This window comes from Cryobacterium shii (genome assembly GCF_004402595.1).
In the GTDB taxonomy this organism is placed as follows: domain Bacteria; phylum Actinomycetota; class Actinomycetes; order Actinomycetales; family Microbacteriaceae; genus Cryobacterium; species Cryobacterium shii.
In genome coordinates, this window is sequence record NZ_SOFY01000084.1 from 98,548 (window position 1) to 112,376 (window position 13,829).

At 67.6% G+C, this 13,829-nt stretch carries 11 protein-coding genes and 1 pseudogene; 2 read left to right on the plus strand and 10 right to left on the minus strand.

Going from position 1 to position 13,829, the window contains the following annotated elements; all coding sequences use genetic code 11:
• Positions 1–28 precede the first annotated feature (28 nt).
• The 10 genes and pseudogenes from E3O49_RS15745 to E3O49_RS15790 form a co-directional block, all read right to left on the minus strand.
• The gene (locus E3O49_RS15745; RefSeq protein WP_134365347.1) at positions 29–1,402 is read right to left on the minus strand and encodes an NAD(P)(+) transhydrogenase (Re/Si-specific) subunit beta; all 1,374 of its coding nucleotides are present in this window, start codon (positions 1,400–1,402) and stop codon (positions 29–31) included.
• Positions 1,399–1,710 (minus strand): NAD(P) transhydrogenase subunit alpha part 2, encoded by a 312-nt coding sequence (locus tag E3O49_RS15750; protein WP_134365348.1) that lies wholly within the window; start codon positions 1,708–1,710, stop codon positions 1,399–1,401. The genes E3O49_RS15745 and E3O49_RS15750 overlap by 4 nt, the downstream gene beginning before the upstream one ends.
• Complete coding sequence (locus E3O49_RS15755) at positions 1,710–2,858, minus strand: Re/Si-specific NAD(P)(+) transhydrogenase subunit alpha (RefSeq protein WP_134451882.1); 1,149 nt, start codon at positions 2,856–2,858, stop codon at positions 1,710–1,712. Before E3O49_RS15755 ends, E3O49_RS15750 begins: the two co-directional genes overlap by 1 nt.
• Positions 2,859–3,016: 158 nt before the next feature.
• A complete protein-coding gene (gene dnaB / locus E3O49_RS15760) occupies positions 3,017–4,408 on the minus strand; it encodes a replicative DNA helicase (protein ID WP_134365349.1) in 1,392 nt (463 codons plus the stop codon).
• A gap of 440 nt (positions 4,409–4,848) precedes the next feature.
• The gene (rplI, locus tag E3O49_RS15765) at positions 4,849–5,298 is read right to left on the minus strand and encodes a 50S ribosomal protein L9 (RefSeq protein WP_134365350.1); all 450 of its coding nucleotides are present in this window, start codon (positions 5,296–5,298) and stop codon (positions 4,849–4,851) included.
• A 6-nt stretch (positions 5,299–5,304) separates the two neighbouring features.
• Positions 5,305–5,568 carry a 30S ribosomal protein S18 gene (gene rpsR, locus E3O49_RS15770; protein ID WP_035835236.1) on the minus strand — a complete coding sequence of 88 codons (264 nt, stop codon included), beginning with the start codon at positions 5,566–5,568 and terminating at the stop codon, positions 5,305–5,307.
• Positions 5,569–5,622: 54 nt separating this feature from the next.
• On the minus strand, positions 5,623–6,126 hold the full coding sequence (locus E3O49_RS15775) for a single-stranded DNA-binding protein (RefSeq protein WP_134365351.1): 504 nt from the start codon (positions 6,124–6,126) through the stop codon (positions 5,623–5,625).
• Between the two features lie 186 nt (positions 6,127–6,312).
• A pseudogene (rpsF, locus tag E3O49_RS18940) lies at positions 6,313–6,681 on the minus strand (30S ribosomal protein S6); the annotation flags it as partial.
• Positions 6,682–6,949: 268 nt separating this feature from the next.
• Complete coding sequence (locus E3O49_RS15785) at positions 6,950–7,813, minus strand: hypothetical protein (protein WP_134451875.1); 864 nt, start codon at positions 7,811–7,813, stop codon at positions 6,950–6,952.
• A gap of 458 nt (positions 7,814–8,271) precedes the next feature.
• Positions 8,272–9,702, minus strand: a complete 1,431-nt coding sequence (locus E3O49_RS15790; RefSeq protein WP_134451876.1) for a CCA tRNA nucleotidyltransferase — start codon at positions 9,700–9,702, stop codon at positions 8,272–8,274.
• Positions 9,703–9,782: 80 nt separating this feature from the next.
• Between E3O49_RS15790 and E3O49_RS16635 the strand changes: the two genes are divergently transcribed.
• Both E3O49_RS16635 and murJ read left to right on the plus strand, forming a co-directional pair.
• Positions 9,783–12,089, plus strand: a complete 2,307-nt coding sequence (locus E3O49_RS16635; protein ID WP_160141134.1) for a DUF6049 family protein — start codon at positions 9,783–9,785, stop codon at positions 12,087–12,089.
• Positions 12,082–13,701 carry a murein biosynthesis integral membrane protein MurJ gene (murJ, locus tag E3O49_RS15800; protein WP_338145008.1) on the plus strand — a complete coding sequence of 540 codons (1,620 nt, stop codon included), beginning with the start codon at positions 12,082–12,084 and terminating at the stop codon, positions 13,699–13,701. Before E3O49_RS16635 ends, murJ begins: the two co-directional genes overlap by 8 nt.
• Positions 13,702–13,829: the final 128 nt, after the last annotated feature.

Here is a 13,829-nt window from a genome sequence, read left to right on the forward strand (position 1 = left end):
ACTACAGCGCCGACCCGAGCACGTTTGATCAGAGCGCGTTGACCGCGCTCAGCATCTTCGTCAGGGAGTCCTTCGCGTCGCCGAACAGCAGCGTGGTCTTCGGGTCGAACAGCAGTTCGTTCTCGATCCCCGCGAAGCCGGGGCGCATGGACCGCTTGAGGAACACGACCTGCCGGGCCTCGCCGACATCCAGGATCGGCATGCCGTAGATGGGTGAGCCGGGCGAGGTCTTCGCCGCGGGGTTGACCACGTCGTTGGCGCCGACGACGAGGGCGACATCCGTGTTCTTGAACTCCGGGTTGACCTCGGCCATCTCCTTGAGCGACTCGTAGGGCACGTTCGCCTCGGCCAGCAGCACGTTCATGTGCCCGGGCATCCGGCCGGCCACCGGGTGGATGGCGAAGACCACCTCGACGCCGCGCGCCTCGAGGGTGGTGGCGAGCTCGGCGATGGTGTGCTGGCCCTGCGCGACGGCCAGGCCGTAGCCGGGCACGATGACCACGCGCTGGGCGTAGTTGAGCAGCACCGCGACGTCTTCGGGGTTCGAGCTGCGCACCGGCCGGTCGCTCTGCGCGGTCGATCCGGCGGTCGAGCCGCCCTTGAAGGCACCGAACAGGATGCCGCTCACGCCGCGGCCCATGGCGGAGGCCATGGCGCGGGTCAGGATCGTTCCGCTGGCGCCGACGAGGGTGCCGGCCACGACGAGCAGCAGGTTGCCCAGCACGATGCCGGAAGCCGCGACTGCCAGCCCGGTGAAGGCGTTCAGTAGGGAGATCACGATCGGCACGTCCGCACCGCCGACCGGCAGCACCAGGAGCGCGCCGACCAGGAGTCCCAGGAGAAGGAGTGCGATGGCCCATCCGGTCGCGCCCGTCGCGACGACGAAGCCGCCGGCCACGAGAGCCGCCAGAACGATGGCACCCATCACGACGGCGAGGCCGGGGAAGATGAGCGGCCGCGAGCTGATCAGGCCCTGCAGTTTGCCGACCGTGACGGCCGAGCCGGAGAAGGAGACCGCGCCGACGAGCATGGTGAACACCACGGCGACCTTGACCCAGGGGCCCTCGCTGTTGCCGAGTTCGAGCACCGCGACGAGCGCCGCGGCGCCGCCGCCGACCCCGTTAAACAGGGCGACCAGCTGGGGCATCTGCGTCATCTCCACGCGCCGAGAGATCGGGGCGGCGATCGCCGAGCCGACCGCGATGGCGATCAGGATGGCCGGGATGTTGTCGAGCCGGGCCGACAGGAAGACGGTGATCACGGCGAGGAGCGCACCGGCGGCACCGATCAGGTTGCCGCGGCGGGCGGTCTTCGGCGAGGAGAGCCCCTTGAGGGCGAGGATGAAGCAGACCGCGGCGATCAGGTAGAGGATGCTGGTCCACTCCGGCGAGAGAAGGCTCATTTCGTGGCATCCTTCGTGTCGGCGCCGGCCGGTTTGCGCGGCGCGAACATTTTGAGCATCCGGTCGGTGACGACGAAGCCGCCGACCAGGTTGGCGGTGGCCAGAACCACGGCGATTAGAGCGACCGTCAGGAGCCAGAGGTTGAGGGTCTGGCCGGCGACCGTGATGGCGCCGATCAGGATGATGCCGTGGATCGCGTTGGCGCCACTCATCAGGGGGGTGTGCAGGGTGCTGGACACCTTCGAGACGACCTCGAAGCCGACGAAGACCGCCAAGACGACGACTGTCAGCAAAGTGATCGGATCCATCAGTGTTGTTCTCCTGTCAGGGCCGTGGCCGTCGGCTCGTGCCGGATCGTGCCGCCGTGCGTCAGGCAGGCCCCGGCAACGACCTCGTCCGTGAAATCGGGGGAGACCGTGCCGCTTTCGGTCATCAGGGCGAGCAGGTTGGCCACGTTCTTGGCGAAGAGCCGGGACGCGTCGGCGGGCATCGTCGAGGGTGCGTCCTTCATTCCGACCAGGGTGACGGTGCCGTCCCCGGTGCGGGTGGTCACCTGGGTGTCCCGCCCCGCGACGACGCCCTCGACGTTGCCGCCGGTCTCGGCGGCAAGGTCGATCACGACCGAGCCCATCCGCATGGCCGTGACCATGTCCTGCGTCACGAGCAGCGGGGCCGGGCGGCCCGGGATGGCGGCCGTGGTGATCAGCACGTCGGCGGCGGCCACGTGGGGCGCCAGCAGTTCCCGCTGTCGCACCGACCGATCCTCGCTGAGTTCGCGGGCGTACCCGCCGGTGCCTTCCACGGCGTCCAGGTCGAGGGTGATGAAGGTTCCGCCCATCGAGGTCACCTCGTCCGCCGAGGCCGGGCGCACGTCGTACGCGGAGACCCGGGCGCCAAGGCGCTTGGCCGTGGCGATGGCCTGCAGGCCGGCGACGCCCGCGCCCAGCACGAGCACGCGCGCCGGCGGGATCGTGCCGGCGGCGGTCATGTAGAGCGGGAAGAATCGGGGGAAGCGGATGGCCGCCTCGAGCACCACGCGGTAGCCGGAGACGAGGGCCTGGGAGGTCAGGGCGTCCATCGACTGGGCGCGGGAGATGCGCGGCACCAGCTCGAGGGCGAACGAGGTGACGCCCGCGGTGGCCAGTGCGGCGACGGTGGGAAGCTCGGAGGCGGGGGAGGCCAGGCCGATCGTGATCGTGCCGGAACGGAGGCCGCCGACGAGGTCGGGGCTGAGGGGGCGCACGTGGCAGAACACGTCGAGCTCGCCGAGGCCCAGTTCGGGAACGACGGTGGCGCCGGCATCCGTGTACGAGCCATCGGGATGCCCGGATTCGGAGCCCGCACCGGACTCGACCAGAACCTCGAGTCCGAGGGCCGTGAGCTGGGTCACCGTCTCGGGGGTGGCCGCGACGCGGCGCTCACCCTGCAGACGTTCTCGCCTGATGCCAACCTTCACGCGCATGTCTCCTTAGCGGCGGACGCGAGAGCGAGAACGGATCGATCCGAACTGGGGCGGCACTTGCATCTTCCGTTCGTAGCGTAGCGGTGATCACTTGCCGGCCGGAGAATATGACCGGCGGCAGAATCGATCCGGCCCGTGGCCGAATGGGCCTGCTACGCGCCCGGAACCATGTCGGCGAAGCGGGAGTAGTGGCCGTGGAACGCGACGGTCACCGTGCGGGTGGGGCCGTTTCGGTGCTTCGCCACGATCAGGTCGGCCTCGCCGGCGCGCGGGTTGTCTTTCTCGTACGCGCTCTCACGGTGCAGCAGGATGACCATGTCGGCGTCCTGTTCGAGGGAGCCCGACTCGCGGAGGTCGGAGATGGCCGGCATCTTGTCGGCACGCTGCTCGGGACCACGGTTGAGCTGGGAAAGCGCGATGACGGGAACCTGGAGTTCCTTGGCCATCAGCTTGAGCGCCCGGGAGAACTCGCTGACCTCCTGCTGGCGCGACTCGACCTTTTTGCCCGACGTCATCAGCTGCAGGTAGTCGATGATGACCATCTTGAGGCCGACCCGCTGCTTGAGCCGGCGGCACTTGGCCCGGATCTCCACCAGCGTCATGTTGGGGCTGTCGTCGATGTAGAGCGGGGCGTCGTTGATGCGGCCGCGCGTGGCGGCGATGGTGGTCCAGTCGCGGGCGTCGACGGCACCCTTGCGCATGCTCTGCAGGGGCACGGATGCCTCGGCCGCGAGCAGGCGCATGGCGATCTCACTGCGTCCCATTTCGAGGGAGAAGAAGATGCTGGGCATGTCGTGCTTGATTGAAGCCGCCCGGGCGAAGTCGAGGGCCAACGTGGACTTACCCAGCGCCGGTCGCGCGGCGACGATGATCAGCTGGCCGGGGTGGAATCCGTTGGTGAGCTCGTCCATGTCGGCGAAGCCGGTCGGCACACCGGTCATCTGGCCGTCTTTGAGCTTGGCGGCCTCGATCTCCTCGATCGCGGCCGTGACCGCGTCGGTGAGGGGCACGTAATCTTCGGTCTCGGTGCCTCCGGTGACGGAGTAGATCTCGGCCTGGGCGTTGTTCACCAGGTCGAGCACCTCGCCCTCGCCGGAATAGCCCATCTGTGCGATGCGGGTGCCGGCCTCGACCAGGCGGCGCAGCAGGGCGCGTTCGGCGACGATCGAGGAGTAGAAACCGGCGTTGGCCGCGGTCGGAACCAGGCTGGTCAGCGTGTGCAGGTAGTCCGCGCCGCCGGCCCGGGACAGCTCGCCCAGTTTGGTGAGTTCGTCGGTGACGGCGATGACATCGGTGGGCTCGCCCTGCGCGTAGAGGGAGAGGATCGCGTCGAAGATGATCTCGTGCTTGGGGATGTAGAAGTCGGCGGCCCGGACGGTTTCGACGACGTCGGCGACGGCGTCCTTGCTCAGCATCATGCCGCCGAGCGCGCTCTGCTCGGCGAGGAGGTCGTGGGGGAGCGTGCGCTCGGTGTGCCGGGCTTCCATTCCGCCGCGCTGGTCACTCCCGCGCTTATCTGCCAGACCCAGGTGAGCGATCGACACTCGTGCCTCCTTCTGCTCGTGGTGCTGGTCTATCAGGGCCCACTGACACCGACTGCCGGCACCCCTCGCACACCTCGATTGTGGCCGCCTGCCCACCCTACGTACCCGGTTCGGCCGCTCCAAAACGGGCTGTGGATAACCCTGTGGAGAATCTGGGCGAAACGCCGCGTGTCTTGTGCACAACCTGTGCACTGTCCTGTGGAAAACTTAAGATTTTCCCGTAAAAAATGCATTTTGATCAGGCTTTTATACTATTCACAGCTCTGTGGGAAAACTAATCTAAACAATGTGTTGAAGCTTCATGTGCTGTGAGCAAACCTGTGTACAAAGGCTCATTTTCAAGATCTGAAATCACCCCTGAACAGGGTGAGCGGGACAGCTTAAAAAGGTGTAGCGGCGGAGCTCCATTCGGAGCCCGCCGCTACACCTCGAGGGTGATGCTATTTGGCGGCTACCACCAGCAGTGTGATGGTGGCGCTCAGTTCGTCGCGAAGACGAACCGTTGCCTGGTGCTCACCGGTCATCTTGATCGGGCTGAGCTCGATCTTGCGCTTGTCGATGGCGCCGAGACCGGCTGCCGCCACTGCTTCGGCAACATCCGTGGTCTTGACGGAGCCGAACAGGCGTCCGCCTTCGCCGGCCTTGACGACCAGCTTGACCTTGGTGTTCTCGAGTGCAGCCTTGAGTGCCTGTGCCTCTTCGAGGGTGGCGTGCTCGCGGGCGACGCGAGCAGCTTTGATCTGTTCGATCTGCTTCTCGCCACCGCGGGTCCAGGAGACAGCGAAGCCCTGGGGGTAGAGGTAGTTGCGGGCGTACCCGTTCTTGACCTCGACGATGTCACCGGGTGCACCGAGGCCGGAGACCTCGTGCGTCAGAATGATTTTTGACATGAGGTCCTACCTGCCTGAACCGGCGTAGGGGAGCAACGCCATTTCGCGAGCGTTCTTGACGGCGCGGGCGATGAGGCGCTGTTCCTGAACGGAAACACCGGTGATGCGACGGGCGCGGATCTTTCCACGCTCGGAGATGAACTTGCGAAGGGTGGGGACATCCTTGTAATCGATGACACCAACCCGGATGGACTTCGCGGGAGCGGCGTTCTTGCCACCCTTAGCTCCGCGGAGCGGCTTGCGGCGGTCGCCGCTCGACTTTCCAGCCATGATTTCCTTACTTTCTTATGAAGTGTTTTTCAGCCGACTGCCCGGAGGCTCGGCTTAGAAGGGTGTCTCGTCGCTGAAGTTGCCCGGGGTGCTCCAGACATCTCCGCCGGTGTTCGCGGCGGGGGCGCTGGCGGCCCAGGGCTCGTCGTTCCCGGAGACGGCAGGTGCGCCGCCGCCACGGGGGGAGGACGATGACTGCGCTCGAGTGAGCTGAGCGGTGGCGTATTTCAGCGAAGGACCGATTTCATCGATCTCGAGCTCCATGCTCGTTCGCTTCTCGCCTTCCTTCGTCTCATACGAACGCTGCTTGAGACGCCCGGTAGCGATGACACGGGTACCCTTGGTCAGCGAACCAGCCACGTGCTCGGCGAATTCACGCCAAACGCTCGCGCGCAGGAAGAGCGACTCGCCATCTTTCCACTCACTCGTAGCGCGATCGAAATTGCGCGGAGTGGAAGCGATGGTGAAGTTGGCAACCGCCAGCCCGTTCTGCGTGTAACGCAGTTCCGGATCGCTGGTGAGGTTGCCCACCACGGTAATTACGGTCTCGCCGGCCATGGGCTACTTGTCGCTTGCCTTGTCGGCAGCAACGGGAGCCTCAGCCTCTGCCGCAGCAGGAGCGTCGGCGACCGGAGCTTCGACCTTGGCCGGAGCAGCCTTGACCGCTGCAGCAGCAACCGCCGAGGCGGGCTTTGCGGACGCGGCGACCTTGGCGGTCGGAGCGGCAGCGGCGGCTTCAGCCTTCGCAGCAATGACCTTCGGGTTGGCTGCCTTGCGGGCGGCCTTCTCGGCGGCAAGCTTGCTTGCGACGGCAACCTGGGCGATGCCTTCTTCTGCGCGAAGAACCTTTGTGCGCATGACGGCTTCCGACAGCTTCAGCTGGCGGTCGAGCTCGGCCGTGGCAGAAGCGTTCGCGGTGAAGTCGACGACGGCGTAGATGCCTTCTGACTTCTTGTTGATCTCGTAGGCGAGACGGCGGCGACCCCAAACGTCAACCTTGTCAATGGTTCCACCATCGTTGCGAACAACGTTGAGGAACTTGTCAAGGCTGGGAGCTACGGTGCGCTCATCGATCTCGGGATCGAGGATAACCATCAACTCGTACTGATGCATGACTAACCCACCTCCTTCGGACTAAACGGCTGCAGAATCTCTGCAACAGGAGGGTTGTGCATGTGTCGAAAACGGAGGCCGGGAATCCGGCGCGTAGACAACCTGCCAAGACTACCGGATGCCGCGGCGATCCGCCAGCGCTCCGGCGCGGCGCCCTCCGCGCCGACGCTCATCGTTCCGGGAGAGTCGCCGAGTTCGACGTTTCCGGACGAGGTCGCCACGTGCGCCGGTCGAACTCGACCGGAAGTGCCGAACTCGGTGCGGCGGCTCATCGTTCCGGCCTCAGCCCGGCACCGATCAGAACCGCGCGGAGCCGAACAGGACTCACCGCGACATCCCACAGCCAGCGCACCATTCCTCGATCCGGCCCTCCAGCCGGCGCGCGCAGGCGGTCCTCTCGCACCTTCTCGTCCCACACGACCTCTTGGATTGTGCGGCCGGCCATGTACTGGTCGCGTGTGTACTTGACCTTCCCGTCGAACTCGCCCAGGAGAGTCACTCGGCGAACATTGTGTCGGGCGTGCCACCTGAAATCCACTTTGTCTTCCCCTCCGGCCGGCCGAAGGTAAGCCACCTGCAGCTCCGGCGCGGGCAGCCCGGCCAGGTAGATGTTCGCGCGGCTCACCGATTCTCCGGCGGAACCGGATTGCCCGTCCGCGAACGCGGCAGCCAGGCGTGCGCCGCGGCAGCCGCGCACCGCACCCAGCCGGGTGACCGCCTCCTGGAATTCAGCGTGGGTGATGTCCTGCTCGCGAGAGCCACTCGGCAGCACGAACGGCGTCCGGAGGCCGGCGTCCAGGGCGACGACGGCGGCTGCGAATCGTTCGGTTCGCGCAAGATCGACCATCGTGCGTAATCGGCTCGTCACGAGGAAGCCGTTGATCTCGACGACCTCGTCATCGTCGATGCGGTCGTAGTGCCAGACGACACCATTGCGCGCATGGCGATGAGCATCGCCGCCGCACATCAGGTGAACCTCGGCGGGCCACCGGCCCAGCACGGGAAGGCCCCAGATCCGGGCGGCCGACAGGTGCGAGAGAACCGGCCGGGAACGGCGTGTCAGGACGACCGCCTGAATGCGAAGCAGATACCGGGCGTCGTCGTCCGCGGCGGCCCACACCGGAGACGACACATAGATGCCCCGGAGGAGCCTCTCCTGCTCACCCGCCGTGACCCCCCCGCCGCAGGGCTCGGCCGTCGTGACCGATCAGCTCCTGGTCGCTGGTGCGCCGGAGGTCAGTTCGATAGGGAAAATCGCGATTATCCACGCCCCCGATGCTGGCCGAGCCGCGCGGCGCCCGGCCGGCAATGCGGCGGACGGTGAACGAACCCAGGTCGGCACATCCTGTGGAGGGGAAGACGGATGCGCCGAGCTCGCCAGTTGCGGTCGGGTTCGCCCGGCACACCTGCCGACGTCGACCGGAAGTGGCGACCTCGACGCGAGCGGAGCCGGGTCGACTCGGGCCGCGTCGACCCGAGGCCGGTCGCGCCCGGCCAGTCCGGCAAGTCCGGCAAGTCCGGCAAGTCCGGCCAGTCCGGCAAGTCCGGCAAGTCCGGCAAGTCCGGCCAGTCCGGCCAGTCTGGCCAGGCCTACCGGGCCCGAGCGGCCCACCAGGCGGTCAGGCGGCGGGTGGCCTCTTCCTCGCCGAGGGGTCCGTCGTCCAGCCGCTGCTCCAGCAGGAAGCGGTAGGCCTCGCCCACCTCACGGCCCGGCGAAACGCCGAGGATCGCCATGATCTGCTGTCCGTCGAGATCGGGGCGCACGGCCGCCATCTCTTCCTGCTCGGCGAGTTCCTTGATGCGCTGTTCCAGGTCGTCGTAAGCGAAGCCGAGCCGGTCGGCCTTGCGACGGTTGCGGGTGGTCACGTCCGCCCGGGTCAGGATGTGCAGTCGTTCCAGCTGGTCGCCGGCATCCCTCACGTAGCGGCGCACGGCGGAATCGGTCCAGGCGCCCTCGGTGTAGCCGAAGAATCGCAGGTGGAGTTCGATCAGGCGGGCCACCGCCGAAATGGTGTCGTTGTCGAACCGCAGGGCGCGCAGGCGCTTCTTCGCCAGCTTCGCCCCGACCAGGTCGTGGTGGTAGAAACTGACCACGCCGCCCGGCTCGAGCTTGCGCGTGGCCGGTTTGCCGGTGTCGTGCATGAGCGCCGCGAGCCGCACGATCAGGTCCGGCCCGTTGAAACTGGCGCGGGACTTCTCGTAGCCGATGGCCTGGTCCAGCACGGTGAGGGTGTGCTGGTAGACATCCTTGTGGTGATGGTGCTCGTCGATCTCGAGCCGCAGTGCCGGAATCTCCGGCAGCACCCGGCCGAACAGGCCGGTGTCCACCAGGAGTTCGATTCCGACCCGCGGGCTGTCCGACTTAAGCAGCTTCGACAGCTCGTCACACACGCGCTCGGCCGAGATGTTCAGGATGCGGTCCGCCATCGCTTCCATCGCGACCCTGGTGTCCGCGTCGAGGCTGAATCCCAGCTGCGCGGTGAACCGGGCGGCCCGCATCATCCGCAGCGGATCGTCGCCGAAGGACCGCTCCGGCGAAATCGGGGTGCGCAGAATTCCGGCCAGAAGATCAGCGATGCCGTTCGCCGGGTCGACCAGGGCCAGTTCCGGCAATCGGAGGGCGAGGGCGTTGACCGTGAAGTCGCGGCGCAGCAGGTCGTCCTCGAGGCTGAGGCCGAAGACGACCTCCGGTTTGCGGGTCTGGCCGTCGTAGCTGTCGGCCCGGTAGGTGGTGATCTCCACGGTCTCACCGGCGACCAGGGCGCCGATCGTGCCGAACGCGCGGCCGATGTCCCAGTGGGCGTCGGAGATGGGCTTGACCACCTTGAGGATCTCGTCCGGGGTGGCATCCGTCGTGAAATCGAGGTCGTGGATCGGCCGGTCGAGGAACGCGTCGCGCACCGGGCCGCCGACGAGGGAGAGTTCATGGCCGGCCGCGGAAAACGCGTTCGCCAGTCGGGAAACGGTGGGGCTGGCAGCCAGGTCGCCCAGCCGCGTGAGGGCTGTCGCGACGCTCTGCATGCCCCCCATGTTAGTTGCCGGCGGCGGTCCGGACGTGCCCGCGCAGTGTTATCCCACCTGGCACGCCGTAGAATCCCCTTATGGTGGCCGACTCAGTTCCTGCGCGCCGGCCCGCTCACCCCGACGCCGTCCGCGGCCTCCGGCGGCGAGTGCGAGCCTCTGCCGGAGTCGTCCTGATCGGGCTGCTCGCCGGCGTGCTCCCGGTGGCTTCGGCCGCTCTCCTGCCCGCCTTTCCCGTGCTGGCCGGCCTCACGACTGGAGCGCACGCTGCCGGATCCCCTGCATCGCCGGCCGCCACCTCGGCCGATTCGGTGGCGATCTCCGTGACGCCGACGACGCTGGCACCGCTGAAAATGGGCCAGGACCTGGCCGTGACCGTGACGATCACGAATCCGACCGCCGATCCGATCGCTCCGGGCACCCTCGACGTCTATCTGGCCGAACGCGCCCTCATCACCCGCGGCGCCCTGGAGAAGTGGCTCCATCCCGAGAAATCGACGAGGCCGGGTGACCTGCTGATGAGCGAGGCCATGAAGGTCTCGATCCAGCCCGACAGCACCGAGGTCCTGACCCTGACCGTGCCCGCAGACTCCGTGGGTCTCACCACTGGCAATGCGTGGGGTGCCCGCGGAATCGCCGTCACCCTCTCCACGGAGGGAACAACGCGGGCGCAGGGCCGCGGCACGTTCGTCTGGTATTCCGATGAAGAGGTCACCCCGGTCAACCTTTCGGTGGTCATGCCGATCACCGTTCCGGAACAGTCGACGGGCCTGATCACCGCCAAGGCGCTGGAGAGCTTCACCGGCCCGACGGGCGTACTGACCCGACAGCTGGACGGCGTGATCGGCCGACCGGTCACGCTCGCCATCGACCCGATGATCATCGCCTCCATTCGCATCCTCGGCACGTCCGCGCCGCCCAGCGCAACCGCGTGGCTGAACCGGCTGGCACTGGCGAGAAACGATATATTCCCGTTGAGCTATGCGGATACCGACATTGCGCTGCAGGCCCAGGCGGGCGGCGACACCCTGCTGGCACCGACATCCTTCGACCAGGCCATCGACCCGACCCTGTTCACCCAGCCGCCGACGCCGGCCCAGACGACCCCGGCGGACCAGACGCCGCAGAATCAGGCACCGGCCACGGCACCGGCACAGACGCCACCGGCGTCCCCGGCCGACGGCACGCCGCCGACCACGGAAGAATTGCTGGCGTGGGAATATACCGCTACGGACATAGCGTGGCCGGCGGAGGGAGTGGTCGCGGACGCCGACCTGGGCACCTTCACCGCGAACGGCCTCACCACGACCATCCTGACCGGTTCCAACGTCTCCCATCAGGCCACCGACCTCACCCCGAACAGCGTTGTCGCACTGGGTGCCGGGCGGGGCGTGGGGCTCGTATCCGACGGTCCCGTCTCCGACTCGCTCCGGCGGGCCGCCCTGGCGACCACGGACGAAGCCTGGAGCGTCGCGATGGCCGAGGTCAGTTCGCAGCTCGCCGTCGTTTCGGCGGAACAGCCCGGCACGGCCCGCACGCTCGTGGCCACGTTCGGCCGGGGCTGGCCGCCCACCTCCGCCCGGCTCAGCCAAACCCTCGACGCTCTGACGGTCCTCCTCTGGCACTCGCCGGCCTCCCTGCAGGACGCCCGCAGCGCGGCGGCCGCGGATGACGTTACCTTCGACAGCCAGGCCGAGCCCGACGACCGCGTGAACCTGGCCCGCCGGCTCCTGGAGCGAGAAAGCGACGTAACCGCGTTCTCCTCCGCCCTGTCCGACCCCGGGGCCGTCACGGGCGGCCACCGCCTGGACCTGATGGCCCTGCTCGCCACGTCGTGGGCGTCGCACCGGGCCAGCTGGCTGGACGCGTCGACCACGAGCCTGCTGGCATCCTCCGATTTGCTCAGCTCGATCACGGTCTCCACCAAGGGCCCGATCAACGTGGTCGGCAGCAAGGTGGACATTCCGGTCACCCTGGACAACGCCCTCGACCAGGCGGTGACCGTGCGCGTGCAGGTCGTCCCCTCCAACGGCCGGCTCCTGGTCGAAGACGACGTCGAGTCAACGATCGAGGCCGAGTCGGCCCGCACCGTCACGATTCCCGTGACGGCCGCGGTCGGCAACGGTTCCGTGACCCTGCGCGTGACCCTGTTCACCCCCGCCGGAAGCATGATCGACCAGCCGCACCTCATCCCGATCAACGTGCGCGCCGACTGGGAGGGCCTCGGCTCGCTCCTGTTCGCCGCGCTCGTGGTGCTGTTCTTCGGCTTCGGGGTCTGGCGCAACATCGTGCGCCGCCGGCGCGAGCTGATCGAACCCGATGTCGAGGTCGACCCTGCGGCCATCCGCGGCGCCGCCTCCGAGCCCACGACGGAGCCCCGTGCCTAAAACCGACAGCATCGGCCGGGCCAGCGCGTTCCTCGCCTCCGGGACCATCGTCTCCCGCATCCTCGGCTTCGTGAAGCTGATCGTGCTCGCCGGGGTGATCGGCCAGGTCGGCCAGAGCACGAACGCGTTCGCCGTGGCGAACCAGTTGCCGAACACCGTCTACGTCATCGTCGCCGGCGGGGTGCTGACGGCCGTGCTGGTGCCGCAGATCGTGCGGGCCAGCCTGCACGCCGACGGCGGCACGGCCTACATCAACAAGCTCCTCACTCTGGCCCTGGCCATCCTCGCCGCCACGACCATCGCAGCCACCGCGCTCGCCCCCATGCTGACCGTGCTCTACGGGTCGAACATGAAGCCGGAATCGCTGGCCCTCGCCACGGCCTTCGCGTTCTGGTGCCTGCCGCAGATCTTCTTCTACGGCCTGTACACGGTCCTGGGCGAGGTTCTCAACGCCCGTAAGTCGTTCGGCCCGTTCACCTGGGTGCCCGTGCTCAACAATGTCGTGGCCATCGCGGGCCTGCTCGTCTTCTCGGCCCTCTATGGAGCCGACCCGAACGGCGCCCGGCTCGCCACCGGGTTCACGCCCGCGATGATCGCCGTCCTGGCCGGGACTGCCACGCTGGGCGTCGTGCTGCAGGCCGTCGTTTTGTTCTACTTCTGGCACCGCATCGGCCTACGCTTCCGCCCCGACTTCCGCTTCCGCGGCGTCGGTCTCGGCGTGGCCGGCCGGATGGCCAGCTGGACCTTCGGGATGCTGCTGCTGACCACCCTGGCCGGAATCGTCGAGACCCGGGTGGTCACGCTCGCCGGCGACACCGACGCGTCGGTCGCCGCGCTCAACACGGCCTGGCTCATCTTCATGCTCCCGCATTCGGTGATCACCGTGTCGGTCGCCACCGCCTACTTCACTCGGATGAGCGAGCACGCCTCGGTGGGGAAGCTGGCTCTGGTGAGAACGGATGCCTCCTCCGCCATCCGGGGGACCACCCTGATCATCATGCTCGCCTCTGCCGTCATCGCCGTCTGCGCCTACCCGTTCGCCCGCGTCTTCGTGGCCCCGTACGGCCAGGTGCTGAGCATCGGCAACGTGATCATCGCCTACGTGCTCGGCCTGGTGGCATTCTGCGTCCTGTTCGTCATCCAGCGCACGTTCTACGCCCTCGGCGACACCCGCACCCCGTTCTTCTTCACCCTGTTCCAGGTGACCCTGGTCATCATCGGCGTCCTCGCCTGCGCACTCCTGCCCAGCGCCTGGATCGCGGCCGGCGTCGCCCTTACGGTCACCGTGTCGGGCATCGCGCAGGCCGGGCTGGCCGCGTGGCTGCTGCGGGGACGGCTGGGCGGCATCGACGGTCGGCGCATTCTGCGCAGCCTCGCCACGTACTCCGTGGCCACCGTGCCCGCGATCCTGGCCGGGGTCGCTCTCCTGCAGGTACTCGGCGGCACCCGGGAAGCCGGATTCGCGCTGTCGGGGAAGATCCAGGCGGTCCTGGCCATGGGCGTCATCGGCCTGGGCATGTCGGCGGTCTACTTCGGCCTGCTGCTGCTCATGCGCAGCAGTGAGCTGCGCGGATTCCTCGACCCGGTGCTCGATCGCATCCGTCGCCGCTGACCGGTTCTCGGCCCGCGCGCCGGCGCCTGACCCGCACTCAGCCGGCTCGGAATATCATCGGATTAGGATGTGTTGTACCCGGCAGCGAGCAATCCAGATCGCTTCCCCCGCAACTTGAAGGAGTCTAC